The 25,448-nt window shown below is 68.2% G+C and carries 26 protein-coding genes; 13 read left to right on the forward strand and 13 right to left on the reverse strand.

What is annotated here, in order from left to right:
- Positions 1–134: 134 nt before the first annotated feature.
- Positions 135–1,661, reverse strand: a complete 1,527-nt coding sequence (locus KO481_RS39170; RefSeq protein ID WP_215923609.1) for a S10 family peptidase — start codon at positions 1,659–1,661, stop codon at positions 135–137.
- A gap of 286 nt (positions 1,662–1,947) precedes the next feature.
- On the opposite strand from KO481_RS39170, the gene KO481_RS39175 reads away from it, so the two are divergent.
- Both KO481_RS39175 and KO481_RS39180 read left to right on the forward strand, forming a co-directional pair.
- The gene (locus KO481_RS39175; protein WP_215923610.1) at positions 1,948–3,099 is read left to right on the forward strand and encodes a class I SAM-dependent methyltransferase; all 1,152 of its coding nucleotides are present in this window, start codon (positions 1,948–1,950) and stop codon (positions 3,097–3,099) included.
- Between the two features lie 147 nt (positions 3,100–3,246).
- Positions 3,247–4,098 (forward strand): Bax inhibitor-1/YccA family protein, encoded by an 852-nt coding sequence (locus tag KO481_RS39180; RefSeq protein WP_215923611.1) that lies wholly within the window; start codon positions 3,247–3,249, stop codon positions 4,096–4,098.
- A 74-nt stretch (positions 4,099–4,172) separates the two neighbouring features.
- Here KO481_RS39180 and KO481_RS39185 read toward each other — a convergent pair whose 3' ends face one another.
- Positions 4,173–5,252: a Gfo/Idh/MocA family protein gene (locus KO481_RS39185; protein WP_215923612.1), complete on the reverse strand. Its 1,080-nt coding sequence runs from the start codon at positions 5,250–5,252 to the stop codon at positions 4,173–4,175.
- A 113-nt stretch (positions 5,253–5,365) separates the two neighbouring features.
- On the opposite strand from KO481_RS39185, the gene KO481_RS39190 reads away from it, so the two are divergent.
- Complete coding sequence (locus tag KO481_RS39190) at positions 5,366–5,953, forward strand: TetR/AcrR family transcriptional regulator (protein ID WP_215923613.1); 588 nt, start codon at positions 5,366–5,368, stop codon at positions 5,951–5,953.
- A gap of 59 nt (positions 5,954–6,012) precedes the next feature.
- Complete coding sequence (locus KO481_RS39195) at positions 6,013–6,873, forward strand: alpha/beta fold hydrolase (RefSeq protein ID WP_215923614.1); 861 nt, start codon at positions 6,013–6,015, stop codon at positions 6,871–6,873.
- Between the two features lie 37 nt (positions 6,874–6,910).
- On the opposite strand, the gene KO481_RS39200 is transcribed toward KO481_RS39195, so the two are convergent.
- The 5 genes from KO481_RS39200 to KO481_RS39220 form a co-directional block, all read right to left on the reverse strand.
- Positions 6,911–7,291: a type II toxin-antitoxin system death-on-curing family toxin gene (locus tag KO481_RS39200; protein WP_372452184.1), complete on the reverse strand. Its 381-nt coding sequence runs from the start codon at positions 7,289–7,291 to the stop codon at positions 6,911–6,913.
- Entirely contained in the window at positions 7,288–7,485 is a 198-nt protein-coding gene (locus KO481_RS39205; RefSeq protein WP_215923616.1) for an antitoxin Phd, read from the reverse strand. The genes KO481_RS39200 and KO481_RS39205 overlap by 4 nt, the downstream gene beginning before the upstream one ends.
- A 116-nt stretch (positions 7,486–7,601) precedes the next feature.
- Complete coding sequence (locus tag KO481_RS39210; protein WP_215923617.1) at positions 7,602–8,822, reverse strand: acetyl-CoA C-acetyltransferase; 1,221 nt, start codon at positions 8,820–8,822, stop codon at positions 7,602–7,604.
- 156 nt (positions 8,823–8,978) lie between these two features.
- Positions 8,979–9,842 carry an SGNH/GDSL hydrolase family protein gene (locus tag KO481_RS39215; RefSeq protein WP_215923618.1) on the reverse strand — a complete coding sequence of 288 codons (864 nt, stop codon included), beginning with the start codon at positions 9,840–9,842 and terminating at the stop codon, positions 8,979–8,981.
- 283 nt (positions 9,843–10,125) lie between these two features.
- Positions 10,126–10,605: a hypothetical protein gene (locus KO481_RS39220; protein ID WP_245402172.1), complete on the reverse strand. Its 480-nt coding sequence runs from the start codon at positions 10,603–10,605 to the stop codon at positions 10,126–10,128.
- A gap of 202 nt (positions 10,606–10,807) precedes the next feature.
- On the opposite strand from KO481_RS39220, the gene KO481_RS39225 reads away from it, so the two are divergent.
- The 4 genes from KO481_RS39225 to KO481_RS39235 all read left to right on the forward strand — a co-directional run bounded on the left by KO481_RS39225 (position 10,808) and on the right by KO481_RS39235 (position 14,353).
- Positions 10,808–12,205, forward strand: coding sequence for a cystathionine beta-synthase (locus KO481_RS39225; protein ID WP_215923620.1), 1,398 nt, complete (start codon positions 10,808–10,810; stop codon positions 12,203–12,205).
- Between the two features lie 190 nt (positions 12,206–12,395).
- Positions 12,396–12,530: a hypothetical protein gene (locus KO481_RS44170; protein WP_281066285.1), complete on the forward strand. Its 135-nt coding sequence runs from the start codon at positions 12,396–12,398 to the stop codon at positions 12,528–12,530.
- A 689-nt stretch (positions 12,531–13,219) separates the two neighbouring features.
- Positions 13,220–13,849, forward strand: coding sequence for a transglycosylase SLT domain-containing protein (locus tag KO481_RS39230; RefSeq protein ID WP_215923621.1), 630 nt, complete (start codon positions 13,220–13,222; stop codon positions 13,847–13,849).
- A gap of 132 nt (positions 13,850–13,981) precedes the next feature.
- On the forward strand, positions 13,982–14,353 hold the full coding sequence (locus tag KO481_RS39235) for a hypothetical protein (RefSeq protein WP_215923622.1): 372 nt from the start codon (positions 13,982–13,984) through the stop codon (positions 14,351–14,353).
- A gap of 161 nt (positions 14,354–14,514) precedes the next feature.
- On the opposite strand, the gene KO481_RS39240 is transcribed toward KO481_RS39235, so the two are convergent.
- Both KO481_RS39240 and KO481_RS39245 read right to left on the reverse strand, forming a co-directional pair.
- Positions 14,515–14,862: a DUF6401 family natural product biosynthesis protein gene (locus tag KO481_RS39240; RefSeq protein ID WP_215923623.1), complete on the reverse strand. Its 348-nt coding sequence runs from the start codon at positions 14,860–14,862 to the stop codon at positions 14,515–14,517.
- 73 nt (positions 14,863–14,935) lie between these two features.
- Entirely contained in the window at positions 14,936–16,099 is a 1,164-nt protein-coding gene (locus tag KO481_RS39245; RefSeq protein ID WP_215923624.1) for an acyl-CoA dehydrogenase family protein, read from the reverse strand.
- A 105-nt stretch (positions 16,100–16,204) separates the two neighbouring features.
- Between KO481_RS39245 and KO481_RS39250 the strand changes: the two genes are divergently transcribed.
- Entirely contained in the window at positions 16,205–17,353 is a 1,149-nt protein-coding gene (locus KO481_RS39250) for a cystathionine gamma-synthase (RefSeq protein ID WP_215923625.1), read from the forward strand.
- 110 nt (positions 17,354–17,463) lie between these two features.
- On the opposite strand, the gene greA is transcribed toward KO481_RS39250, so the two are convergent.
- Positions 17,464–17,958: a transcription elongation factor GreA gene (gene greA / locus KO481_RS39255; protein ID WP_215923626.1), complete on the reverse strand. Its 495-nt coding sequence runs from the start codon at positions 17,956–17,958 to the stop codon at positions 17,464–17,466.
- Positions 17,959–18,273: 315 nt separating this feature from the next.
- The gene (locus KO481_RS39260; protein WP_215923627.1) at positions 18,274–18,738 is read right to left on the reverse strand and encodes a DUF4307 domain-containing protein; all 465 of its coding nucleotides are present in this window, start codon (positions 18,736–18,738) and stop codon (positions 18,274–18,276) included.
- Between the two features lie 283 nt (positions 18,739–19,021).
- On the opposite strand from KO481_RS39260, the gene mca reads away from it, so the two are divergent.
- The 3 genes from mca to KO481_RS39275 all read left to right on the forward strand — a co-directional run bounded on the left by mca (position 19,022) and on the right by KO481_RS39275 (position 21,572).
- Entirely contained in the window at positions 19,022–19,921 is a 900-nt protein-coding gene (mca, locus tag KO481_RS39265; protein WP_215923628.1) for a mycothiol conjugate amidase Mca, read from the forward strand.
- Positions 19,918–20,223, forward strand: coding sequence for a hypothetical protein (locus KO481_RS39270; RefSeq protein ID WP_245402156.1), 306 nt, complete (start codon positions 19,918–19,920; stop codon positions 20,221–20,223). The genes mca and KO481_RS39270 overlap by 4 nt, the downstream gene beginning before the upstream one ends.
- 140 nt (positions 20,224–20,363) lie before the next feature.
- Entirely contained in the window at positions 20,364–21,572 is a 1,209-nt protein-coding gene (locus KO481_RS39275) for an MFS transporter (protein WP_215923629.1), read from the forward strand.
- Between the two features lie 48 nt (positions 21,573–21,620).
- Here the strand turns inward: KO481_RS39275 and KO481_RS39280 are convergent, their stop codons facing one another.
- The gene (locus KO481_RS39280) at positions 21,621–23,003 is read right to left on the reverse strand and encodes a TROVE domain-containing protein (protein WP_308166955.1); all 1,383 of its coding nucleotides are present in this window, start codon (positions 23,001–23,003) and stop codon (positions 21,621–21,623) included.
- 1,467 nt (positions 23,004–24,470) lie between these two features.
- Here KO481_RS39280 and KO481_RS39285 point away from each other — a divergent pair.
- The gene (locus tag KO481_RS39285) at positions 24,471–24,983 is read left to right on the forward strand and encodes a hypothetical protein (RefSeq protein WP_215923630.1); all 513 of its coding nucleotides are present in this window, start codon (positions 24,471–24,473) and stop codon (positions 24,981–24,983) included.
- Positions 24,984–25,084: 101 nt separating this feature from the next.
- On the opposite strand, the gene KO481_RS39290 is transcribed toward KO481_RS39285, so the two are convergent.
- Positions 25,085–25,243 carry a hypothetical protein gene (locus KO481_RS39290; protein ID WP_215923631.1) on the reverse strand — a complete coding sequence of 53 codons (159 nt, stop codon included), beginning with the start codon at positions 25,241–25,243 and terminating at the stop codon, positions 25,085–25,087.
- Positions 25,244–25,448: the final 205 nt, after the last annotated feature.

Genomic DNA, 25,448 nt, shown 5'->3' on the forward strand with positions numbered 1-25,448 from the left:
ACGGGTGCGGCGGCTCCGAATACCGTGTGGTGCTCGGTGGATGCCACAGCCTGCCGGGCACTGCTCGGATACGACCGACGCCGATGCCGACAGGGCATTGAGCCGCCAGGGGTGCATCGGCGTCGGCCCGGGAGCTACCCCGCGCGCTGCTGCAGGCTCACGACGCGGCTCACCGCCGCCGCGTCGTTCGTCGCGGCGTCGTACAGCTGGGCCAGATCCTGCTTGAGCGCCGTGCGCGAGGCGCCGTCCAGGTAGACCATGTGCCCGGACGGATAGAAGCGAACGGTCAGGTTCTTGCGGATCGTCGCATCCGCGAGCGGCATCTGCTGCAGGTCGGTCACCGTGCGGTAGGCCGGAGTGACAAAGTCGTAGTAACCGTTGGCGGACAAGACCTTCAGATCGACATTGATCGCCATCAGCGCGGCCAGATCGCCCGCGGTATACAGCGCGCCGTTGGTCTGCTTGGCGCCGGTCGGGTCGACGTGGGTGAAATCCCAGTTCGCGAACACCGCATTGTTCAGGTCGACGAACTCCGAGGTCGAGGTGTATTTCAGCTGCTCGTTGAGGTACGAGTTCCACATCGCGGTGTAGACCCCGGAGACCGCCGCCATCGTCGGATCGTTGCCGCCGGCATTGGGATCGACGGTGCCCGCGATGCCGGAGTCGATGCCCGTCACCCGGCCGTCGTACGCGCCCAGCGCCAGGTTCCGATCCTGCAGCAGCGCGGTCAGGAAGCGGTTGTCGATGACCAGGCTCCAGGAGTCCAGCGTGGTCTTGTCGATGCCGGTGTAGGCGGCGAGCTTGTCGATCGTGGCCGGGTCGGACTTCGGAAAGGCCTGCAGCGCAGCGGCATACGCGCCGCTGGCGAACTGCTCGACCTCGGTGATGAAGGCGGCCAGATCGGCGGGCGCCGGGGTGATGCCCAGGCGCTTGTGGAACCACGCGTCGGCCGCGGCGGTGGGCAGGGCGGTGGCCGGGTCGTTCACCCTGCGGTAGTCCAGGATCGAGGACTGCAGGGTGATGCCGTTCAGATCGACCCCGTCCTCGTGCAGCTTGTAGGCGAGCACGCAACTGCGTGCGGTGCCGTAGGACTCGCCGAACAGGAACTTGGGGGAGTTCCAGCGGTTGTTCTTCGTCAGATACCGCTTGATGAACTCCTTCAGCGAATCGGCGTCGGTGTCGGTGCCCCAGAACTCGCGATTCTTGTGGGGTGCAACGGCACTGGAGTACCCCGTGCCGACGGGGTTGATGAAGACCAGATCGCTCTTGTCGAGCAGGCTGTCGGGATTGTCCTCCATCGTGTACGGGGCCGGCGGGGTGAAATCGGGCATATTGGTCCTGATCCGCCGTGGCGCAAAGGATCCCAGCAGCACGAACACCGACGACGAGCCGGGGCCGCCGTTGTAGAAGAAGGTCACCGGCCGCGCGGCCTCGGGCTGATCGTCCTGGGTGAAGGCCACATAGAACATCTTCGCGTTGGGCTGGGACGTGCCCGGGTCGATGGTGACCAGGTGGCCCGCCGTTGCGGTATAGGCGATTTCGTGGCCGCCGAGGGTGATCGTGTGATGGGTGACCGCGGCGGTCTCGGCGGTATCGGTGGTGCTGTCGTCCGGGCCGCTGCCGTAGGCGACGGTATCGGCGAACGGCTGATCGGTACTCATTGTGAACCACCCCGTAATTCGATTGTTCGGGCATATCGCTTGGGGCAGTGCCTGTTTCGAAGAACCGAATACCCCCCGGCCGAGATGCCGCCCGTATGGGTCACAGCGTACAAGCCGTGCCGGGGCCGCGCCAGGACGAACTGTCCGGGTCTGGCGAGCAACCCGTCAGCAGCGCATGCGTTCCGGCGCTGGTCAGCGGCACGTCGTTATGCGTGGGGTGGATGGGGGAAGGGATAACTACCGGGGTGCGCGCGACGTTTCGGCAACGATCTAGCACACTGTAGGTGTGCACGAGGTCGACGACATACTGGGCCGTTTGCGGCGCCACCCCGACGTGGAAGCGGTGAATCTCTACGCGGTCGACGCCGCGGACCGGTTGATTCTCGATGTCGCCGCCGATGCCCTCGCCGCGGCGGGGGACGGCCGGGTCGCGGTCGTCGACGACGGGTACGGCGCGCTCACCCTCGGCGCCGTTGCCGCCCACGACCTGCACGGGGTGCGGGTGCACCAGGACCTGCTCACCGGTGAACTGGCCCTGGCCAACAACGCCCGCACGGTCGGACTCGCCGATCGCTACACCCCCGGCGCGCTCGATCGCGAATTGTTCACGGGCGTAAGGGTGGTGCTGCTGCGGCTGCCGCGGGCGCTGTCCGGATTGGCCGAAATCGCCGACGCCATCGCTCGATACGCTGATCCCGACGTACAGGTATTCGCCGGCGCCAGGGACAAATATCTCACCCCGGCGATGAACGACGTACTGGCCGAATCCTTTTCATCGGTGCAGGCCAGCCGCGGGCGGCAGAAGTCGCGGATCCTGACCGCGCGCGAGCCCAAATCTCTGGGCGACCCGCCGTTTCCGATTCGCAAGCGACTGGACGAACTGGATCTCGAGGTGGTTGCGCACGGCGCCGCCTTCTCCGGTCCGCGCCTGGACATCGGCACCCGTTTCCTGATCGAACACCTGCGGCGCATGAAGCCCGACGCGCGTGAGGCGATCGATCTCGGTTGCGGCACCGGCATTCTGGCCGTCGCCCTCGCCAGGGCCCGCCCGCACGTGAGCGTGGTCGGCACCGATCAGTCCGCGGCCGCGGTCGCCTCGGCCCGGGCCACCGCGGCTGCCAACGGCGTCGCCGATCGGGTCCGGATCCTGCGGGACGACGCGATGTCCGCGCTCGCTGACAACAGCGCCGATCTGGTCCTGTGCAACCCGCCCTTCCATGTCGGTGCGGCGGTGCACACCGGCTCGGCGATCAAGATGTTCAGCGAGACCGGGCGGGTGCTGCGCCCGGGCGGCGAGCTGTGGACGGTTTACAACTCGCACTTGAACTATCGCGGCGTGGTGGAACGAGTCGTCGGCACGACCGACGTGGTCGGGCGTAATCGAAAGTTCACCGTTACCAGGTCGGTTCGGGGTTTGCGCGGGCCCGGTACGCAATAGCGTCCGACGTGGGCGCGAATTCCGGACGGTAGAGTCGGATTTGTCCGCTTTCTGTCCGGTTGGGAACTTGTGTTCCAGGCCGGACGTTGGATACTCAGAACGGCCCACGATCGCCGTGGGTTGCGACTTCCGGAAAGGCCAAGAACGGTGCGCACTTCCAGCAACCCGATCTTCAGAAATCTGCCGCAGCAGCAGCGCGGCGGCTACGCGGGGTTCGGTACGCCGCCCGCCGGCGCCGGACAGTTCGACCAGTACGGCCAGCCGTATCCGCAGCAGCCCTATCAGCCCTACCAGCAGGTCCCGGCCACCCGGCCGATGACCATCGACGACGTGGTGACCAAGACCGGCATCACGCTCGGCGTGGTCACCGTCATGGCGATCATCTCCTACGCCCTGACCGCCATGAACAGCGCGCTGGCCGGGCCCCTCGCGGGCATCGGCGCCCTGGTCGCGTTCGTACTGGTCATGGTCGCGAGCTTCGGCGGCAAGCAGGACAACCCGGCCCTCGTGCTGAGCTACGCCGCCTTCGAGGGCCTGTTCCTCGGCGCGATCTCGTTCGTGTTCACCAACGTTCAATTCCGGGGTGTCGGCGGCGGCGGGCTCATCGCCCAGGCGGTGCTGGGGACATTCGGTGTGTTCTTCGGCATGCTCGTCGTCTACAAGACGGGTGCGATCCGCGTCACGCCGCGCTTCACCCGGATGGTGGTCGCGGCCATCATCGGTGTGGTCGTGCTGATGCTCGGCAATCTGGTCGCAAGCTTCTTCCATGCGGGCGGCCTCGGCCTGCGCGACGGTGGCCCGATGTCGATCGTGTTCAGCCTGATCGTCATCGGCATCGCGGCGTTCAGCTTCCTGCTCGACTTCGACGCGGCCGACCAGTTGATCCGCGCCGGCGCCCCGGAGCGCGCGGCCTGGCGGGTCGCCCTGGGCCTGACTGTCACCCTGGTGTGGCTGTACCTCGAGATCCTGCGCCTGCTGAGCTACCTGCAGCGCAACTAGCCGACTGCTTCCGACTCGAACGGGTGGTCGCCGGAAATCCGGTGACCACCCGTTTTGTCTGTCCGCCCCGCCCGCTACGCGATGTCCCGGGTCACTGCGCCGGTCGCGGACTCTTCGATGGCGGCGAGCAGCCGGTGGTGGCGCAGGGCGGCCTCGAAGCTGGGATTCGGTTGCCGGCCTTCGGCAATGGCCCGGGCGACCTCCCGGTAGAGGGCTGCGATATTGGCCGGTGGCCCGGATCGGACGCCGACGGGGACGGTGCGGTATGCGTCGGGCACGGCCAGGGTTTCCTCGCCGATCCGGATGTCCCAGTCGCCCCAGTGGATGAATGTCCCGGGCTGGGCCGGGGTGGCCGTCAGTGCTCCGTCGCTGCCGACGATCTCGAGGCGGAACCCGTACCGGGCGGGTCCGTTGCCGCCGTGCACCGCGACCGACGCGGTGGCGCCGCCGGCCAGCCGTCCGTGCAACAGCACGTGGCTCGCGGTGGCATTCGGCACGGTTCGCTCCGTCCCGGTGACGAGCACGCGATCGTGCGTGCGGGGCAGCCGCGCGGAGACCTGCGTCAATGGGCCGGCGACCCGTTCGAGCGTGGCGAGGAAATGGCCGGCCATGATGGTTAGGATGTTGGTTCCCTCCGCGGGATCGAGGCCGAACGCCAGGTCGGACGGTATCCGGCTGCCGCCCCAGGGAGAGCCCTCCGCCACCAGCGCGACGGATTCGAGCATGCCGATCCGGCCGTCGGCCAGGAGGTCCGCGGCGAAGCGGGCGCTCGGGGAATGGTGGCCCTGCAGGACGATCGCGTGAACGACGCCGGCGGCGGTGGCGGCCTCGGTCAGCTCGGCCGCCTCGCCGGCGTCGATGCCCAGCGGCCACTCGGACACGACGTGCTTGCCGGCGTCGAGCGCCGCCCTGATCACGGCGGCATGCCCGGAGGCCTTCACCGAGACGACGACCAGGTCGACCTCGGGGTGCGTGACGAGTTCGGCGGCTCCGGCGAAGGCGTGCCGCGCGCCGTGGGCGGCGGCCGCCCGCTCTGCGCTGGCTCGGTTGGTGGTCGCGACCGCGGTCACGTCGAACTCCTCGAGCGCCGCGAGCGCGGGTAGGTGCGAGCCGTCCGCCCAGCCGCTGGCCCCGACAACTCCGACTCGGATCATGCGCACTCCTTAGTTGTGTACCTCTCGGTATGAAACTAGGGGGCGGGAACGCCTCCGCGCAAGGGGTAATGTACCGATAGGTAAGAAACTATGGAGACAGCCCGGAGGACGACATGCCCGGCGGACGCCCACGCTCATTCGACGCAGACGCCGCACTCGACAGCGCGCTGGAGGTGTTCTGGCGGTACGGCTACGAGGGCACGTCGCTGACCGACCTGACCGCCGCGATGGGCATCAACAAGCCCAGCCTCTACGCCGCCTTCGGCAACAAGGAGGAACTGTTCGGCAGGGTCCTGGCCCGCTACCTCGACGGCCCCGGCGGATACGCCGCCGAGGCGCTGGAGGCGCCCACCGCCCGCGAGGTCGTCGAGCGGCTGATCCACGGGGCGGTCGACCTGACCGCGGGGGAGAATACGCCCCACGGTTGCTTGTGCGTCAAGACCGTTCAAGCGGGTGGTCCCGATGCGCGCGCTGTCCGTCGGGACGCCGTCGCGGTCCGCAAGGCCGGCGAGGCGGCGCTGCGCCGGCGTCTCGAGCAAGCCACCGACCTGCCGTCCCGCCAGGAACCGGCCGCGCTGGCCGCCCTCATCCACACGATCTCCGACGGCATCGCCGTCCAGGCCGCGGCCGGGCGCAGTCATGCCGAGCTGCGGCAACTCGGCGACTCCGCGCTACGCGCCCTGCTGGGCGAGGGCGCGTAGCCCCGTCGCGCCTACATCTGCGGACCTGTATCCGTTCGTTCACGGGTAATTTCTCAGGCATGCCCGGAATTCAGCCCAGTGTCCAGCCGCCGGCCCGCAGCGCGGATCATGCGTCGCCCACCGGTGCGCTCCGATCATGGGCGCGGGCTCGGGACGGCGTTCGCATCGCGTACCAGGTTGCGGGCGAGGGCTTCCCGCTGCTGCTGATCGCCGGGCAGTCCAATAATCACCACTGGTGGGACGGCATTCGCGACGACTTCCACGACACCCATCGCACGATCACCCTCGACTACCGCGGCACCGGCGACAGCGACAAGCCCGACATCGTCTACAGCACACCGGGATTCGCCGACGATGCCATCGCGGCCCTGGACGATCTGGGCATCGACCGAGCCGACGTATACGGCACCTCGATGGGCGGGCGGGTCGCGCAGTGGGTCGCGGCTCGCCACCCCGATCGAGTGCGTGCACTGGTACTCGGCTGCACGTCCGCCGGCGGTAAGCACAGCATCGAGCGCGGCAGCGACATCCGCCACCTGCTCGCCGACCCGGCCACCTCTCACCAGACGCTGCTGGACCTGATGTACACCCCCGACTACCTGGCCCGCACCACCGGTCCGTACCAGACCCTCGGCGATCCCGACATGCCGTCCTATGCCCAGCGCCGCCATTTGATCGCGAGCCATCGCCACGATGCCTGGGACGCGCTGCCCGACATTGCCGCCCCCACCCTCGTCATCCATGGCGCCGACGACCGCTTCAACCCCGCCGCCAATGCCCCGCTCATCGCCGAGCGCATCCCGGGCGCGCAAGTCCGGTTGATTCCGGGCGCGCGGCATGCCTACTTCGAGGAATTCCGTTCCATCGCAAGCCCTTTGGTGAAGAAGTTCCTGGCCCGAGTCGATCGGCAGCAGCCCTGAAGCCGCCGCGCCATCGCGTCCCGGCTCGGCCGCGACATCAGAGTTCTTCTGCGGCGAACTGTCTCAAATGCTCCGCAGTGGTTGTTACGTCGTGCATTCCCTGGCATACACCCAGGACGAATTGCTCTGCTGTGTCCACGTTGAAGTCGGCATCCAACGGGTGGCCGTTGAGATGTAGGAAGACCCAGGTCGCATACCAGGCAATACGCTTGTTTCCGTCGACGAGCGCGTGATTGCGGGCCAATGATTCCATCAACGCCGCAGCCTTGGTCCACACGTCGGGATAGGCATCCTGGCCGAAGACGCTCGATTGTGGCCGCGCCAAGGCGGAGTCGAGGAGCCCGTAGTCTCGGACTTCGTCCATACCAAGCCGTTTCGCCAGATTCAGCAGTTCCTGCAGTGTCAGGTACTGCATCAGGCGAGTCTCCGGTTCAGCTCCTCACTGACCCGTAGGACATGTTCGGCCGCCTCGTTGAACACGCGCGCCCGCTCATTGATCGCGGTGATCACCGCATTGTGCACGAATACCTGCATGCTGACCCCCTCCGCTTCGGCACGCTCACGCAAGGAGGTCAGTTCCTCCTCGCTGAACCTCACATTGAGACCTGCCATCACTCGATGGTACCGAATGGTACCGCGTAGTGCTGACTGGTTTCACGCCTCAGCCCCGGCGATGCGGCCCCCGGCTGCCGTGGCTACACCGAGGGCCGGACCGACTGTCGGGACGATCAGCTGAGGCGCTCGATCACCATCGCCATGCCCTGGCCACCGCCGACACACATGGTCTCCAGACCGAACTGCTTGTCGTGGGTCTGGAGGTTGTTGATCAGGGTGGCGGTGATGCGGGCGCCGGTCATGCCGAACGGGTGGCCCAGGGCGATCGCGCCGCCGGAGACGTTCAGCCTGTCCAGGTCCATCTTCAGCTCGCGGGCCGAGCCCAGCACCTGCACCGCGAACGCCTCGTTGATCTCGTAGAGGTCGATGTCGTCGATGGTCTTTCCGGCCAGCTTCAGCGCCTTGCGGACCGCCTCGATCGGGCCCAGGCCCATGATCTCGGGCGACAGGCCGGACACGCCGGTGGACACGATGCGCGCGAGCGGGGTCAGGCCCAGCTCCTTGGCCTTGGTGTCGCTCATGACGACCAGCGCGGCGGCGCCGTCGTTGAGCGGGCAGGCGTTACCGGCGGTGATGGTGCCGTCGGGGCGGAACACCGGCTTGAGCTGCGAGATCTTCTCGTAGGTGGTGCCCGCGCGGGGGCCGTCGTCGGTGGTGACGACGGTGCCGTCCGGCAGCGTCACCGGGGTGATCTCGCGCTCGAAGAAGCCCGCCTTGATGGCCTCCTCGGCGCGGTTCTGCGACCGCACGCCCCAGTGGTCCTGGTCCTCGCGGGAGATGCCGGTGTACTGGGCGACGTTCTCGGCGGTCTGGCCCATCGCGATGTAGATGTCGGGCAGCTCGCCGCTCTCACGCGGGTCGGCCCAGCGGTCCGAGCCGGCCTCGCTGCGCTTGGCGGTGCGGGCCTCGGCCTCGCCGAACTTGCCGTTGTGGGTGTCGGGCCAGCCGTCGGAGGTGCCCTTCGGGAAGCGCGAGACGGTCTCGACGCCGGCGGAGATGAACACGTCGCCCTCGCCCGCCTTGATCGCGTGGAATGCCATGCGGGTGGTCTGCAGCGAGGAGGAGCAGTAGCGGTTCAGGGTCACGCCGGGCAGGTAGTCGTAGCCCAGCTGGGTGGCGACGACCTTGGCCATGTTGAATCCGGCCTCGCCACCGGGCTGGCCGCAGCCGAGCATCAGGTCGTCGATCTGATGCGGGTCCAGTGCGGGAACCTTGTCCAGGGCGGCTCGGACCATCTGGGTCGCGAGATCGTCCGGACGCATGCTGACCAGGGAACCCTTGCCTGCGCGGCCGATGGGGGAGCGGGCGAACGAAACGATGACGGCCTCGGGCATGAGGACTCCTTTATCGGACGGTGAACGACCAAGCGGCCGTTCGGTACACACGAGCGGAATTCTCCTCCGAATTTACGTCGCCTCTGTCGGCCGAGGAACACCCGGTATGCCTCCGATGTCCGAACCGGCCGTGAGGTGTGACACTCGGCCGACGCTTCAGGCCCGGACAGGCCGCGGGTCCGCGGGCCGGGATTCGTGGTCGGTGAGTTCGCGCAGGACCGCGGGGAGCAGGTGCCCGGCCGCGAGTTCGTATCCGGCGGCCGAGGGATGGAAGCCGTCGGCGGAGAACAGGGCCTCGGGGGCGCTGCGGAAGTCGCGGCCGAGCAGATCCCCGATGCGGACGGGATATCCGCCAGCACTCCGGGTCGCAGCCGCCTGCGCCCGTGCCAGGCGCGTACTCCACCCGTGCACCAGGGTGCGCAGCGGCTGCGGAATGGCCATGACCGTGCCGAGATCCGGGCAGGTGCCGACCACGATGACGCTGCCCGCCTCGTGCAGCCGGTGCACCGCCTGCCGCAGCCGGTGCGCCGAGCGCGATACCGAATGCTTCTTGGTGACGTCGTTGGCGCCGACGAGGATCACCGCGACATCCGGCGGCGGGCCCGCGACGAACATCGCATCCACCTGTCCGGCAAGGCCTTTGGAGGTAGCCCCGGAGATCGCCTTGGTGCTCAACCGGATTCGCCGGCCCGTCGTGTCGGCCAGGCCGCGCGCGATCCGGACCCCCGGAACCTCATCGGGGGTGCCGCAGCCGACGCCGGCCGCGGTGGAATCGCCGAAGATCATCAGGTGGACGTCGAACCGCACACCGATGCGCCATGATTCGGGCTTTCCGCAGCCGGCCGTGTACACCCCGTCGGCCTCCGGCGGCTTGGCGGTGTCGCGGCCGATGGCGGTGCGCGCCGAGCGGGCCTGCGCCATCAGCAGGCGATAGGTCGCCCACCACGCGGTGCCCGCGCTGGACCCCGCCGCCACCGTCGCGACACCGGTGACCGCGAGCGTGCGCCATGTGCGCGTCATCGTCAACGACCTCCTGGGTATCGCTGGATCTGTGTTCGCACCGGACGCCACGAGGAACGTTCACCTCCGCACATCGGTTCCCGGTGACGGTGTGCGGCAGCCGCCGGAGCGGTGGCGGATGCGGGCGGCGAGTGCGGGATCCGGTGCGGCGGTCGCGATCCCTGATCTCGTCTGCATATATAGTGCCGCATTCCGCGCCGCGCACAAGCGCCGGATTTCCCAAAAAACGCACCCCTGACCCGGCTTTCGGGTATGGGGTGCGTTTGTCCGTGACGACCTCGGCTCAGTGGCCCGGGGGCGGCGGTGGACCCGGGACGACGAAGGTGGCGTGCGTGGGCACGCTCAGGTTGTTGGTGCTGACGGTGACATCGATGGTGCCCGGTCCGGTGTTCTGGTAGAGGGCATACAGGATGCTGCCGTAGATGCCCGCGACGACGTTCACCCCCCACTGGCCGACCGCGCCGGTGTTCAGATTGCGCCACGCGACCGTGGTCTGCACGTTGCACAGCGGTGCGAGCGGATAGGAACCGGAGCCCAGGCCCGCGATAGGCTGGGCCTGGATGTTGATCACCGCCCGGCCGCCGTAGTCGGGGCTGGTGTCGGCCCAGGTCCGGATGTTCCCGCCACACAGTCCGCCGTAGAACAGGCTGGTGGTCTGGGGGAATTCGGTGGTCTGTGCGCCCGCCACGGCGGACGACGCGATCGCCGTCGCGGCCCCGACGGTTCCGAGCACGGCTGCGATACTGCGGGCACTCTTCGGCATCCTCACGCCGCAGATGATAGGGCAATCGCGATGCCATCGGTGAGAACTGATTTCGCGAGTACATGGGTAACTTGCCGGGGACGGGGGAACTTGCGGATCTATCGGCCGCCGGCCGCCAACGGTACTTGTGTGGCACTCGAGTCTGGCCTGAAAACGCGGGGAGGCGGACAGCCGTTCAGCTACTTCTGGAACTATGGGCGGCATGCGCATCGCGAATCACGTCGTCGAGCTGATCGGCAATACTCCGCTCGTCCGGCTGAACTCCGTGGTGGGTCCGGAGTCCGGCCTGGTGGCGGCCAAGGTCGAGTACCTGAACCCCGGCGGCAGCTCCAAGGACCGCATCGCGGTCAAGATGATCGAGGCCGCCGAGGAGCAGGGACTGCTGAAGCCGGGGGGCACGATCGTCGAGCCGACCTCCGGCAACACGGGCGTGGGCCTGGCATTGGTCGCCCAGCAGCGCGGGTACAAATGCGTCTTCGTCTGCCCGGACAAGGTCAGCGAGGACAAGCGAAACGTGTTGCGCGCCTACGGCGCCGAGGTCGTGGTGTGCCCGACCGCGGTCGCGCCCGAGCACCCGGACAGCTACTACCAGGTCTCCGATCGCCTCGTCCGCGAGATCCCGGGCGCGTGGAAGCCGGACCAGTACTCCAACCCGGGCGGCCCGGCCAGCCACTACGAGACGACCGGCCCCGAGATCTGGCGCGACACCGAGGGCAAGGTCACCCACTTCGTCGCGGGTGTGGGCACCGGCGGCACCATCACCGGCACCGGCCGCTACCTCAAGGAGGTCTCGGGCGGCAAGGTCAAGGTCGTCGGCGCCGATCCCGAGGGCTCGGTGTATTCCGGCGGCACCGGGCGGCCGTATCTGGTCGAGGGCGTCGGTGAGGACTTCTGGCCCAGCGCCTACGATCCGGCGATCCCGGACGAGATCATCGCGGTCTCCGATGCCGATTCCTTCGAGATGACCCGACGCCTGGCCCGCGAGGAGGGCCTGCTGGTCGGCGGCTCCTGCGGCATGGCCGTGGTGGCGGCGCTGCGGGTGGCTGAGCGCGACCCGGAAGCGGTCGTCGTGGTGCTGCTGCCCGACGGTGGTCGCGGCTACCTGTCCAAGATCTTCAACGACCAGTGGATGAGCTCCTACGGCTTCCTGCAGTCCCGCCTGGACGGCAGCGTCGCCGAGGCCACCGTCGGCGACGTGCTGCGCGGCAAGTCCGGCGCGCTGCCCGATCTGGTGCACACCCATCCCCAGGAGACGCTGCGCGACGCCATCGAGATCCTGCGCGAGTACGGCGTCTCGCAGATGCCGGTGGTCGGGGCGGAACCGCCGGTGATGGCGGGCGAGGTGGCCGGCAGCGTCACCGAGCGCGATCTGCTGTCCGCGGTGTTCGAGGGCCGCGCCCATCTCACCGATCCGGTGTCCAAGCACATGAGTCCGTCCTTCCCGCTCATCGGCTCCGGCGAGCCGATCTCCGCGGTCACCAAGGAGCTCGAGGCCACCGACGCGCTGATGGTGGTCGAGGACGGCAAGCCGATCGGGGTCATCACCCGGCACGACCTGCTCGGGTTCCTGAGCGCGTCGGGGATCCCGTCCGCACACTGAGCATCGTTCGCTGCATGATTGCTAATCTCCCGGCCGAGGCGTGATGCTTTCGGCCGGGATGAGCGGCAGCTGCCGCCATGTAGCTAATCAGCTGGGAAAACTGCGCTGAGCAGGCTGCCAGGCCGCACGGCTGCGGCGATAACTGGTATGTAACCCGTTGTTACATATGTCTTGCGCATCATAGGTAGGCATGGACCGGTGGCAGGCGATCTCCTGGATGGCGTTGCCGGCGGCTGTGCTCGGCGCGTCGGAATTGCTGAACCGGATCCGGTTCCCGGCATTGTCGATGATCGCGGCCCCGGCCCTGGGGCCGCCCTCGCGCTGAGCGAGCGCCCGCCCGCGCCGCTGTCGTGCGGAGTGTCGACCGCCGTGCGCGCGATGCTCGGGGGCTCGGATCGCTTTGCCGCTCGATTGCCTCGAGCGTCGTACCATGTGGCGTCGAGCACATTTCTGGTGGATACGATAGGTCTCGACGCTGTTACCAAACGGTGTCCAAGGTCCCCGAAAACCGGGTCGAATCGGCCTCGTCCAGCTCGACACACCGACTTTTTCTGTGATGTAGGTCACCGATAGGTAACGATTAAATCGCCCGCTCACGGCGTTATAGCGACCTCGGATCGTCCACTCCGAAGGGTCGCAACACCAGTTGTTCACCTTTGATTAGGTTTACGTTAACCTACCGCAACCATCCTGTGACCTCGTTGGTTCTCAGACCCCGAGTCTGGATTACACGAGGAGTTGGTGACGCTCATGCGGAACACGATCGCTGCCGCCGTGCCGGGAGGCACCGCAGTTGCAGCGTGTGCCGCCACGGCAGCAGACGCCTCCCGCGTCGTTGCCGGACCGCCCGGCCGCCGCTGAGTCGAGCCGAATCCCACGGGGAGCGCACAGCCTCCCTCTCGAGTCCACCAGCATGTCGCACCGGGGACGAGCCCGCCGAGAGCGGTGCCCGCCCCTGATCGGTGCTGCCTGCTGCAGGCCGGTAACGGCCGAAAACAAGAGTAGGAAACGTCGATGTCGAGTACGTCCAACAAGAGCAGTAGAGCCAAGGCGGTCGCGCGGACCGCCGGTGCGGCAACCCTGGCCGTGGCCGCCCTCGCCGCCATCACCTCCGCGGGCGGGGAGCACACGACCCAGGTCAAGCCGGTCGCCCTGGCCCACACGATCGCCGAGGCCACCGCTCATCCGGCCGCCGCGCCGATCGCTGCGCCGATCGCCGCGCCGATCGCCGCCGCCCCTGCTCCCGCGCTGCCGCTGCCGCCGGCCCCGGCGCCGATGCCGCAGGTGCTGCCGCCGCCCCCGCCCCCGCCGGCGCCGGTCTACGCGGACAACCTCGACGGCTGGATCCACCAGGCGATGGACATCCTGGCCGCGAACCACATCCCGGGTAGCTACTCGGGCATCTACCGCAACATCATCCGCGAGTCGAGCGGTAACCCGCAGGCCATCAACCTGTACGACTCCAACGCCGCGGCGGGTATCCCGTCCAAGGGGCTGCTGCAGGTCATCGACCCGACCTTCCGGGCGTACCACGTCGACGGCACCTCCTGGAACATCTGGGACCCGGTCGCCAACATCGCCGCGGCCTGCAATTACGCCGCCGACCGCTATGGCTCCATGGATAACGTCAATTCGGCCTACTGACCGGTCTTCTCTCTCGCAATACTTGAACCGGCAATATCCACGCAAATAGTGGATAGTTGGATTTTTGCGAGGTATAACCGAATTGGAGTTCCGGTATCCGGCCGGGGCCGCCTGGGTGCGAGGGGATGATTCGTGAACACGGTCGGCTCGCTGTTGCGAGATATCGCGTCGTGGGTACCGGATATCGCGGTGGCACTGGTCATCGGTGCGATTACCGCCATGCTCGGCCGCATGGTCATGGGCTGGGTCACGAATCGAATCGGTGATTCCGGGTGGGGTCGCATGCTGGGCCGCTTCGCGGCCGTGGTCCTCTGGGGCGCGGGGGGCGCCACGGCGCTGGGCCGCGTCGGGGTGCCGTCCGAGGTCACCGTGCCGATCCTCCTGACGGTGCTGCTCATCGTCGGCGGCGTGCTCGCGGTGCTGCTCATCGGCGGTGCGGGCGGTTCGACGCCCGCCCGGCGGCCCCGGCTGTACCTGGTCGACAGCGAGCCCCACGCGGGCTGATCGCCGGCGGTCGGGCCCTGTCGCCCCCGAGTGCCCTTCCGGCGCGAACCTCTCTCGCTGCTGTACCGATCTTCGGGGCGGGCTGCGTCGTGACGTGTTCGAGTCGTGACGTATTGGCGTCGTGGCTCGTTCGGGCCAAAGGACTTTCGGGTGCGCGGCGGTCAGGCCATGCTGGTGGACAACATGCACACACCGGCCAATCTCAACTGGATCCATTCGGCGCGTACCCAGCCGGCGGTATCGCGCGGCGCGCGCAGCACCGCCCGCTCCGAATGTTCCACCAGTCCGCGGGCGTATCCGGCCAGCAGTACCGACACCGGCACGACCGCCGAATTCTCGATGCCGAGCTCGAGGATGTCGCGGATCGCGGCCGCGTGCTGATCCAGTGCCGCACACACCGCCGGTGATTCCCGCGCCGCGGTCAGCGCGGGAACTCCGTGCGATTTATGCAGACGCTTCAAAGTCTTACGCGCCGACACTTCGAGCAACGCGGAGCCGAACAAAAACACCCCGACAGCCTAGCAACCTCCGGGCATTTGCAGAGAGTGGGAATCCCATTCGGCTCGCCGCTCAAATTGCCTGTCAGCGAAATGCTCTGGATCCGGTCAGGGCCTCACCCAGCACCAGCTGATGCACCTCCGCGGTGCCCTCGTAGGTGAGCACCGACTCCAGGTTGTTCGCGTGGCGCAGCACCGGATAGTCCAGGGTGATTCCGTTGGCGCCCAGGATGGTCCGGCACTCTCGCGCGATCGCGATGGCCTCCCGGGTGCTGTTCAGCTTGCCCGCGCTGACCTGTTCGGGCCGCAGTTCGCCGCGATCCTTGAGCCGGCCCAGATGCAGCGCCAACAGCTCGCCCTTGCCCAGCTCTACCGCCATATCGGCCAGCTTGGCCTGGGTGAGCTGATACGCGGCCAGCGGCTTGTCGAACACCTCGCGGGTGCGCGCGTAGTCGATGGCCGCGGCCAGGCTGTCGCGGGCGGCGCCGAGCGCGCCGAAGACGATGCCGAACCGCGCCTCCGACAGGCACGCCAGCGGCGCCGCGAGGCCCTTACCGCCCGGCAGCATCGCCTCGCCGGGCAGCCGCACCCCCTCCAGATCCAGCTCCGCGGTGATCGAGGCGCGCAGTGAGAGCTTGCGGTGCATCTCCCGGGCGGTGAAGCCCGGGGTGCCCGCGGGCACCAGGAAGCCGCGAATCCCCTCCTCGGTACGCGCCCACACCACCGCGACGTCGGCGACCGAGCCGTTGGTGATCCACATCTTCGAGCCGTCGAGCACCCAGTCCGCGCCGTCGCGGACCGCACGGGTGCGCATCCCGCCCGGATTGGAGCCGAAATCGGGTTCGGTGAGCCCGAAGCAGCCGATCGCCTGACCGGACGCCATGTCCGGCAGCCAGCGCTGCTTCTGTTCCTCGGAGCCGAACCGGTGGATCGCCGTCATGGCGAGCGAGCCCTGCACCGACACCATGCTGCGCACGCCGGAATCGACCGCCTCGAGTTCCATGCAGGCCAGGCCGTACTCGGTCGCCGACGTGCCCGCGCAGCCGTACCCCTCGAGATGCATCCCCAGCAGGCCCAGCTTGCCCAGCTCGGGCGCCAGCTCGCGGACCGGGAACGTGCCCCGCTCGAACCAGTCCGCGATATGCGGTCGCAGCCGCTGCTCGGCGAACACCCGCACGGTGTCGCGGATCTGAATTTCCTGGTCGCTGAGCAGCGAATCGATTGCGAACAGCTCGTCTACGGTCACCATGCGATCCACCCTAGGCCGCGCTCACCCGGCCGATCGACCGAACGCCGCGGTCGGCGGCGCCACCCGGCGGGCCGGGCGAGGGGGAGCGCTCCTAGGCTGTGAGCCATGACCGATGACCAGCTGGGGTTCTCCACACGGGCCGTGCACGCCGGATACGAGCCCGATCCGCAGACCGGTGCGGTGAATGTGCCGATCTACGCCAGCTCCACCTTTGCCCAGGACGGCGTGGGCGGGCTGCGCGGCGGCTTCGAGTACGCCCGCACCGGCAACCCGACGCGCACCGCGCTCGAGGCCAACCTGGCCGCCCTGGAGTCCGGGCGCCACGGCCGGGCCTTCTCCTCCGGCATGGCGGCCACGGACTGTGCGCTGCGCGCGACGCTGCGGCCCGGTGATCATCTGGTGATCCCGGACGACGCCTACGGCGGCACCTTCCGGCTGATCGACAAGGTCTTCACGCAGTGGGGCATCGAATACTCGGTCGCGCGGGTGTCGGATCCGGACGCGGTGCGTAATGCGTTGCGCCCCAACACGAAACTGGTCTGGGTGGAGACGCCGACCAATCCGCTGCTCAACATCGGCGATATCGGCGCGCTGGCCGAGATCGCGCACGCCGGCGGCGCGAAGCTGGTGGTGGACAACACCTTCGCCTCCCCGTACCTGCAGCAGCCGCTGCTGCTGGGCGCCGACATCGTGATCCACTCGACCACCAAATACCTCGGCGGACACTCGGATGTCGTCGGCGGCGCGCTGATCACCGACGATCCCGAACTCGATGCCGCCTTCGCCTTCCTGCAGAACGGCGCCGGCGCGGTGCCCGGCCCCACGGATGCCTTCCTGACCATGCGCGGCATCAAAACCCTTGCGGTGCGCATGGATCGGCACTGCGACAATGCCGAGACGATCGCGGAGTTCCTGTCCGGGCATCCGGCCATCGCCCAGGTCATCTACCCGGGCCTGCCGAACCATCCGGGATATGCGGTGGCACAGAAGCAGATGCGGCGCTTCGGCGGCATGATCTCGGTGCGGCTGGCCGGTGGTCGGCAGGCCGCGCTCGACTTCTGCTCGCGCACCACGCTTTTCACCCTCGCCGAATCCCTGGGCGGGGTGGAGTCGCTGATCGAGCACCCGGGCGCGATGACGCACGCCTCGACCGCCGGGTCCGAGCTGGAGGTGCCCGAGGATCTGGTTCGCCTGTCCGTGGGCATCGAGGACGTCAGCGACCTGCTCGCCGATATCGAGCGCGCGCTGGGGTAATCGCCTCGCGACAAGACAACAGCGGCCGCACCGGAAACGGTGCGGCCGCTGTGTTGTTTTCGGAGGTTCGCAGCGGCGCTCGACCGGCTGCTGCCGACCGGCCGGGCGCGTCAGCTGTGGTAGGGCTCCGCGCTGACCAGCGTCACCTTCATGATGTTGCCGTTGGGGAGCGTGTACTCCCGCGTCTCGCCGACCTTGGCGTTGATGAGCGCCCCGCCCAGCGGGGAGTTCGGCGAGTAGGTCTCGAGGTTCGAGCCGCCCAGGCCCTCCTCGCGCGTGGCGATCAGGAACGTCTCGGTGTCGGTCTCGTCGCCGTCGTAGTAGACCTTGACGACCGAACCCGGCAGCGCGATGCCCGACTTGGTGGGCGCGACGCCGACCTTGGCGTTGTTCAGCAGCTCCTGCAGCTGGCGGATGCGGGCCTCCTGCTGACCCTGCTCCTCGCGCGCCGCGTGATAGCCGCCGTTCTCCTTCAGGTCGCCTTCTTCGCGGCGCTCGTTGATTTCGGCCGCGATGACCGGACGATTGGCAATGAGCGCGTCGAGTTCGCCCTTGAGCCTCTCATGCGACTCCGGTGTCAGCCAGGTCACTTGCGTCTCAGTCATCTCGATCACTCCCTCGTAGTTGTTCCCGGCTAACCGGGATTCCCAAATACCTGCAGCCACATGCGCCCCACCCTGGGGCGCGCGCGGCCGCAGTGGACGGCTAGAGCCATCCCTGGGGGAATCCGTCGAACCCCGACAGGCCCTGTTCCCGTGTGGCATTGTGTGCCGGGAACCGACAGCGCTGGCCGCCAATGCAGCAAACACGGCTCCGAGCGTTCGGAACCGTGTATCGCATCATTTTACCACGTTTTGCAAAGGTGCAGGTCGGGGCGGTGATTGCCAGGCGATTCGCCGGATGCGTCTGGATGGGCCGGTTCAGCCCGCCCGCAGGTAGGCGGGTACGTGGCTGCCGCAGCCGTACACATCGCTGGCCGCCGGTTTGGCGAGGCTCCGCACCGTGACCTTCATTTCCACGGTACCGCTGTTCGAGGGCGCGATCAGCACCTCGCGGCGGCCGACCTCGTTGCCGTCCTTGTCCATCGCGCGGACGAAACAGAACGCCGGCTGTTCGGGATGGGTGCGGGTGACCTTGAAATGCGCCTCGACGGTGGAGTCATTGACGACGGAGTAGCCCAGCTGTTCGGGGTCGACGTCCTTGGGGCCGAACTGCTTGAAGCCGAGATAGGCGATGACCAGGCCCAGCGCCACGACCACGCCGCCCAGGGCGAGCGGCATCCAGCGCGGGGTCCGGCGCCGGCGGGTGGTCCCGTAGCGATCCCCGAGCGAGCGCGACGGGGCCGCGGTGTCGGACCGTCCGGTCTCGGGTGCGGCCTCGGTCATGATCTGCTCGCTCCTCTATCTCAGTGCGCCGTGCGCTACCAGTCGATGGTGCCCCATGCGGGTATCGCCCGGTTGCGCGGCCCCGCGTGGCCGAGAGCCGCGACATCGTGACGTACCCACCCCGTGGGCTCCGCAAGCTCCGCCCACGCACCATCCCCGGGGGGCAGCTCGGAACAAATGTGGGCCGGATGGAACTATAGGGAGAGAGATCTGGCACCCCTGCCCGAATGTGTGGCGGAGAGCGATGAGGTGACTAACGGATGAGCAATGAGGTGAGCAACTAGTGAGCGGGTTCCGCCTCATGGCTGTGCATGCCCACCCCGACGACGAGTCCAGCAAGGGCGCCGCGACGACCGCGAAGTATGCCGCGGAGGGCGATGACGTCCTCGTGGTGTCGCTGACCGGCGGCGAGCGGGGATCGATCCTCAATCCGGCGATGGACGTGCCCGGCATCCTCGACCGCATCGAGGAGGTGCGGCGCGAGGAGATGGCCGAGGCCGCCAAGGCGCTCGGGGTTCAGCACCGCTGGCTGGGGTTCGTCGACTCGGGCCTGCCCGAGGGCGATCCGCTGCCGCCGCTGCCGGAGGGTTGCTTCGCGTTGGTGCCGCTCGAGGAGGCCACCGAGGCGCTGGTCCGCGTCGTTCGCGAGTTCCGGCCGCACGTGATGACGACCTATGACGAGAACGGTGGCTACCCGCACCCGGATCACATCATGTGCCACAAGGTGTCGATGGCCGCGTTCGAGGCGGCGGGGGATCCGGAGCGCTTCCCCGACGCGGGCGAGCCGTGGACCCCGCTGAAGCTGTACTACGACCACGGCTTCAGCATCCAGCGCATCGAGACCTTCGCCGAGGAGTACGAGCGGATCGGCGAGCCGTTCCCGATGCAGGAATGGCTGGACCGGTTCCGCAAGATGGCCGCCGAGCGCGGCGACATGTTCGGCCGGGTGACCACCCAGATCGAATGCTCCAAGTACTTCCCGCAGCGCGACGACGCCCTGCGCGCGCACGCCACCCAGATCGATCCGAACGGCGCCTTCTTCGCCATTCCCATGGAGATGCAGCAGCGGCTGTGGCCCACCGAGGAATTCGAGCTGGCCAAGACGCGGGTGCGCACCGAGATCCCGGAGACCGACCTGTTCGCCGGTATCGAAGATCCACACACCGAGGTCACCGACCGATGATTCTGACCGTCCTGGCGCAGGGCACCACCACCAACCCCACCGGCCCGGAGTTCGGCAAGGCCTCGCCGCTGGGCCTGGTGATCATCCTGGTGCTGCTGGCGGGCACCGTGCTGCTGATCCGCTCGATGAACAAGCACATCAAGGGCCTGCCCACGGACTTCTCCCCGGAGCATCCCGAGCCGGACCAGGCCGCCGACGAGGGCACCGATCCGGGTGCGGCCGAAACGGAGACAGGGGCGGATCCGGCCGCGGGCTCGAAGCCCGAGGCCGCCGCGAACTCGGAACCGCCCGGCACTCCCTGAGCTGCCGCGGCGACATCCGCACCGGGTTCGAGACGCACTCTCTCGCATGTCGAGGGGGTGCGTTTCTCGTATCCGGGCCCGGAACTATGTGGTCCGATTGCCGCCAGCCGGATGATTCCGGCATTCCTACCGTCGGTGTCATGGAAACCGACCTCATTCCGGATACCCGGGTCGCGGTGCTGCGGACGCCTGTCGTGTGGTTCATGGCGCTGGCGGCCGCGACCGGCACCGCCAGTATCTATCCGTTGCAACCGGCTATCGCGGAGGTAGCACGGTCGCTGCATACCTCGGTCGCGGCCGTCGGAACGGCGTTGGCCGGTGGACCGGTCGGCTATCTGGCCGGCCTGGCCCTGCTGGTGCCGCTCGTCGATCGGTATGCGCCGCGGGTGGTGGTGTCGGCCCAATTCGGTGCTCTGGCAGTGGCTTTAATGGGTGCGGCGGCGGTGCGATCGGCGTGGCTGCTCGGTGCGGCGATCTTCGTGATCGGGGCTGGTTCGGCGATCGGGGCCCAATTGAGTTCGGTCGCGGGACGATTCGCGGACTCGCATCGGCGAGCCACCGTTCTCGGGATCGTGACCGCCGGAATTTCGTCCGGGATCCTCGCCGGACGAATCGCGGGTGGGTGGCTGGCGAATGTCATCGGGTGGCGGGGCATGCTCGTCGTTTTCGCCGTCGCCTGTCTCGTTCTCGCCTCGGTCACCCGCCCGGTGCTGCCGGCGGCGGCGGGAACTGCCACGCGCGGCTATCCTGCGACGCTGCGCGGAATGCCCGCCCTGTACACCCGGTATCCGGTGCTGCGGCTGGCCGCCGGTCGGGGCATGCTGTGGTTCTTCGCCTTCTGCACGATCTGGGCGGGGCTCGCGGTCGCGCTGTCCCAGCCGCCGTTCTCCTATTCGCCCGAACGAATCGGCCTGTACGCCTTCGCCGGGCTGCTCGGCGTCGCCGCCACCCGGATTTCGGGGACGTGGACCGATCGCGTCGGCGCCCGCCGGGTGATCCTGATCGGCCTGGCGCTGGCCGTCGTCAGCACGGTGACTCTTGCGGTGTTCCTGTCGAATACGGCGATCACCCTGCTGTGCCTGGGCCTGTTCGATGCCGGACTGTTCGCCGCGCAGGTGGCGAATCAGAGCACGGTGCTGGCCATCGATCCCGGTGCACCAGCCCGTTTCAACAGCGCGTACATGATCGTCTATTTCATCGGTGGCAGCCTCGGGACGGCGTTCGGCGCGGCGGCGGTCAGCTGGTTCGGCTGGGCCACCACCGCGGCCTGTGCGGCTGCCGCCGTTGTATTGGCCGCGGTCGTCACCGCCGTGATACATACGCGCACTGCGGCTTCCGCGCGGTCGTAGTCGACCTACGGTGTCCGGCAACTCGATTCGAGTTGCCGGACACCGCCGTCAGAACGGCCAGTCGGCGCGGGCGCCGGCCTCCAGCAGACCGATCATCGCGAACGCCTTGTCGGACAGGCCGCCGAAGACGTGCCGGTTGTGCGACCCGCTGGGCGCATGACCGAGGCGGTACCCCGCCAGATTCCAGGTGTACAGCGGCACCGTGTCGGGCAGTGCCCGGTCGACGTCGCCGCCGGTGGCCTGCTCGTCGGTGAGGATCACCACGCGATCGTGCCGCGCGAAGTGCCCCCGCACCGCGCCGGCCGTATCGGTGCCGCCGCCGATGAAGTAGCCGCCGGACTTCCACCGCTCGACCGCACGCAGCAGCGACTCGCCCCGCCGCTGGCGGAACACCCGGCTGCCCGCGTCGCCCTCGCCCCACGAGTACGAGACCACATCGGCCCGCTCGCACCGGTTCGCCAGCGCGAGGCCGAAGACGACCGCGGCGTCCCAGCGGCGCAGCGCACCGTCGCGGGAGAAGCCCGCGTTCATCGAGCCCGACGTGTCCACCAGCACCAGGGTGCGCCCGGACAGCGTGGGCACCGAGGCCAGCGAGTGGCCCAGCGCCCGCTCGAGGGCATCGCCCCAGCGCAGCGACGGCGCGGCGCGGTACGCCGACAGGAACCGCATCGGCAGCTGCCGCGAGCGCGCGACCTGCTCGGGATCGGCGAGCTTGGCCGCTACCTCCGCGGCGACCTCGTCGGATACCCCGGCCTCGTCGAAATTGCGCAGGTTACGCAACTGCGCCATGTAACCCATCGACGGGATCAGGGCCTCCCAGACGCGCGCGTCCATCGGGCCCTGCAGCCAGCCGGCCACCGACTCCCAGGTCATGCCCGCGCCACGCAGCGCTTCGCGGGCCCGCTCGGCGTCGTCGAACAGCGTCCGGCGATCCGCGACGGGCGTGGCGAGCAGTTCCGCGCGGGCGCGCAGGATCCGCAGGCCCTCGCCGGGCGCGTTGTCCCGGTTGTGGCGCCGATCCAGTGCGTGCGCGAAAAGCTCACCCTGCCAGGGCTTGTCGGCCATGGGTGCCGGGTGCGTGAGGTCGAGCACGTCGCCGAAGCGCACCGCGTGTGCGGTGGAATCCCACTTGGCCAGGGCGCGCTCGTCGTACAGGCGGCGGGCCGCGTCGGCGACGCCGCGCTTCACCGGCTTGGGCAGCGCCCGCCCGTAGGTGGCGAACCAGTAGGCGATCAGCTCGCCCGGCTCGTCGGCGCGCTGCAGCACGGAATCGATTGCCTGACGGCTCATTCCGGACTGTCCGGCCGAAAGCCGGGCCTGCGCGAACTCGGCCGCGCCCACGAGTGCGGCGGTGCGCATGTTCGCCGAGGTGCGCAGCCAGCGCAGCAGGCGCGCGGTCCACTCGGGATCGGCGAGGGTGTTCTCGCGCACCAGCACCGCGGTCGTCGCGTGCGCCGGAGCTCTCGTAGAAGGTGTTCTCGCCCACCATGTTCGATACCGCGAGTAGGAACAGTTCACCCTGTGGCGTGCGCTCGTAGCCGGGCGCTCCCTCGTAGGTGCGTCCGGTCGGCGTGCGTGCGGACTTCACCGCCGAGGTCGCGGCGGCGCGCAGGCGTCCGGAATTGAACTTACTCACAGGAATTCCCCCACGTCGTGCGGGGAGGCGAGTGCGGCCCGGGAACGCGACGAAATCGCCGCTTGTCAGGCGGCGGCCGGATTCGAACCGGCGCTACCGGATTCGGAAATCCGGGAGTATCCGTCGTCGGCGCATCGGGCTGATGCACAGGCCTCCCGAGATCGAAACGCCCACGGACTTGTGAAATTGCAGTTCGAAGTAGCCGTGGGCTTCGCACCGGGAGGTGCGAAACTATAGCGCCCGAGAACAATTCGGAAACGGTAACCGGCTCTTGCGAGCCGACCGGATTCCGGGGAATCCGGTACAGGAGTCGAACCTGATAAACCAGAAGTAACCGTTTCCTGCGCACCGGGCGTGGTAGTTACGGTAGCGCGCTGCGGAATTCGCCGCATCCCATTTTTTTTCGGGAGGGGCGCCCTAGACAGGATGTCGCCCGGTCGGCCGCGAAGGTGTGTACGCCCGTGCGCGAATCACGAAGTTGGAGAAGGATCCGGCCAGTGCTTGTACCTCGTGCCGGAGTCGTTGTGGCAGTGCGTGATCGAGTTTGGTCAGTGCGCAGGCGGTGTCGTCGGGGGGCGGCGCGCCCGGTCGCGACCAGCAGCGAAACCTACGCCGGTGCCCGAGGCTGCCGACGTGAAGGTCGGTGGGTGAGAGGAAGGTGTGCGCCCGAGATCCCTGGCGGTGGCGGTATTTGCGAAATGCTCTCCCGCTGAGCTACGCGGACCGAAGTCCGGGCGGGATTCGAACCCGCGACCCTTTCGTCCGAGAAGTAACCGCTACCTGCGCACCGGGCGCACTCGAAAGGATAGCGGCCGGAAATGCGGGCCGCAAACGAATTCCCGCGATGCGGGCCCGAGATCTGTTCGGCAGCAGGGGAGTTGGTCACCGGGTAACCCGTTCCAGGATGTGAAACCCGAAGTACCTGTTGCCCGCGCACCGGGCGCCGCCGCGGCGGGATTTCGGCGCCGTAGCGGCGCCGCCGATTCACACGTGCAGCGAGGGGTGTGCCCGAGATCCAGGTCGGCGACGGAACATGCTGCTCTGCCATTGAGCTACCAGGCCGCGAAGCCTGGGCGGGACTCGAACCCGCAACCCGCCGATTAAGAGTCGAAGTAACCGCTGCCTACGCACCGGGCACGAAAAGATATGGTACGGGCGAGTATTGATGCACCGCATCCCATTTTCCCGGACCGGAAACCAGCAGACCGTCGGCGCGGCGAATTCGGTTGACCCGGGATCGCCTCGGGTGCAGGCTGGCCCGCATGGAGAACCTTCGCGCGGCCGCCGACCTGTTCGCGGTGGGCGAGGTGTACCCCGAGGACCTGCCGATGATCGCCGCGGAGGCGCTGGCCAGGGGTCTGGATTCACCGGCGCTGGTCGAGTTGGCGTGTATGCACCGCAACGACTGCGGCAACGCCCCCGAGGTATTTCTCACCGCTCTTCGCGAACTCGACCTGATCGCGGCCATCGAGGCGGATTGGCCGCGCCGCGAGGCCGATGTGCTGTTGCGGCGGGCTCGCCATCACGCCGAATATGCGCTGTCCGCCGAGGGCGACACCCTCGCCGCGGCAGAGCGTATCGCCGGATTGCTGAACCTGCTCGTCTACACGATCGAACGACCGAACCCCGCCCTCGCCGGCCCGGCGGGCGATTTCGAGTGGCTCATCATCTACTGGGAGGCCGGCCTCGACGATCGCGAATCGATTATGGCGCAGATCCGGCGGGCATGTCGCAGCCTCCTCGACGGGCCGCCGTTCGAGTCCGTCTTCCGCTGACGGTTGGCGGCCGCTCGATCCGGTTGTCCGGACCGGGCCGCGTGAGAGCCCCGCGTGTCCTGCTGGACGGCGGCACACGCGGGTGCGGGCGGCGGTCGCGATCAGAACGGCCGCTCGTGGTGCCGGTGGCGGCAGATGTCGCAGTCGCAGTCGAAGTATCCGATTCCGGCGCTGCCGTGGGCGCCCCGGGCCTCGGCCTCCTCGAGGTCGGCGTACCAGGGCCGCCGGCCCGTCGAGCCGGGTGAAGCGGTGTTTCTCATACCGGAGAAATACCCATTCCCCGGGATCGGCGAGTCACGGTTTCGGCACGCGGGGGGCGCGTCTCGGGGAAGCGAATCTGATGCTCCTATTGCTGTCAAGCGGTTGTGAGCCATTGTCTGTAGGTGTTGGCGAGTTCGTCGTCGCGTTGGAGTCCGCGTTCGATGCGGGAGATGGTGGTGGGCCAGAGTCCGAAGTGGCGGGCGG

Origin of the sequence: Nocardia albiluteola, assembly GCF_018860155.1 — a bacterium.
Taxonomy (GTDB): domain Bacteria; phylum Actinomycetota; class Actinomycetes; order Mycobacteriales; family Mycobacteriaceae; genus Nocardia; species Nocardia albiluteola.

What these genes read in the sequence shown, in the direction of transcription:
- KO481_RS39275 (WP_215923629.1), top strand. Translation starts at nt 20,364, where the DNA reads ATGGAAACCGACCTCATTCCGGATACCCGGGTCGCGGTGCTGCGGACG.
- KO481_RS39270 (WP_245402156.1), top strand. Translation starts at nt 19,918, where the DNA reads ATGATTCTGACCGTCCTGGCGCAGGGCACCACCACCAACCCCACCGGC.
- KO481_RS39205 (WP_215923616.1), bottom strand. Translation starts at nt 7,485, where the DNA reads ATGGCAGGTCTCAATGTGAGGTTCAGCGAGGAGGAACTGACCTCCTTG.
- KO481_RS44170 (WP_281066285.1), top strand. Translation starts at nt 12,396, where the DNA reads ATGGACCGGTGGCAGGCGATCTCCTGGATGGCGTTGCCGGCGGCTGTG.
- KO481_RS39215 (WP_215923618.1), bottom strand. Translation starts at nt 9,842, where the DNA reads ATGACGCGCACATGGCGCACGCTCGCGGTCACCGGTGTCGCGACGGTG.
- KO481_RS39285 (WP_215923630.1), top strand. Translation starts at nt 24,471, where the DNA reads ATGGAGAACCTTCGCGCGGCCGCCGACCTGTTCGCGGTGGGCGAGGTG.
- KO481_RS39260 (WP_215923627.1), bottom strand. Translation starts at nt 18,738, where the DNA reads ATGACCGAGGCCGCACCCGAGACCGGACGGTCCGACACCGCGGCCCCG.
- KO481_RS39220 (WP_245402172.1), bottom strand. Translation starts at nt 10,605, where the DNA reads ATGCCGAAGAGTGCCCGCAGTATCGCAGCCGTGCTCGGAACCGTCGGG.
- KO481_RS39250 (WP_215923625.1), top strand. Translation starts at nt 16,205, where the DNA reads ATGACCGATGACCAGCTGGGGTTCTCCACACGGGCCGTGCACGCCGGA.
- KO481_RS39170 (WP_215923609.1), bottom strand. Translation starts at nt 1,661, where the DNA reads ATGAGTACCGATCAGCCGTTCGCCGATACCGTCGCCTACGGCAGCGGC.
- KO481_RS39210 (WP_215923617.1), bottom strand. Translation starts at nt 8,822, where the DNA reads ATGCCCGAGGCCGTCATCGTTTCGTTCGCCCGCTCCCCCATCGGCCGC.
- greA (WP_215923626.1), bottom strand. Translation starts at nt 17,958, where the DNA reads ATGACTGAGACGCAAGTGACCTGGCTGACACCGGAGTCGCATGAGAGG.
- KO481_RS39230 (WP_215923621.1), top strand. Translation starts at nt 13,220, where the DNA reads ATGTCGAGTACGTCCAACAAGAGCAGTAGAGCCAAGGCGGTCGCGCGG.
- KO481_RS39290 (WP_215923631.1), bottom strand. Translation starts at nt 25,243, where the DNA reads ATGAGAAACACCGCTTCACCCGGCTCGACGGGCCGGCGGCCCTGGTAC.
- KO481_RS39190 (WP_215923613.1), top strand. Translation starts at nt 5,366, where the DNA reads ATGCCCGGCGGACGCCCACGCTCATTCGACGCAGACGCCGCACTCGAC.
- KO481_RS39185 (WP_215923612.1), bottom strand. Translation starts at nt 5,252, where the DNA reads ATGATCCGAGTCGGAGTTGTCGGGGCCAGCGGCTGGGCGGACGGCTCG.
- KO481_RS39195 (WP_215923614.1), top strand. Translation starts at nt 6,013, where the DNA reads ATGCCCGGAATTCAGCCCAGTGTCCAGCCGCCGGCCCGCAGCGCGGAT.
- KO481_RS39245 (WP_215923624.1), bottom strand. Translation starts at nt 16,099, where the DNA reads ATGGTGACCGTAGACGAGCTGTTCGCAATCGATTCGCTGCTCAGCGAC.
- KO481_RS39225 (WP_215923620.1), top strand. Translation starts at nt 10,808, where the DNA reads ATGCGCATCGCGAATCACGTCGTCGAGCTGATCGGCAATACTCCGCTC.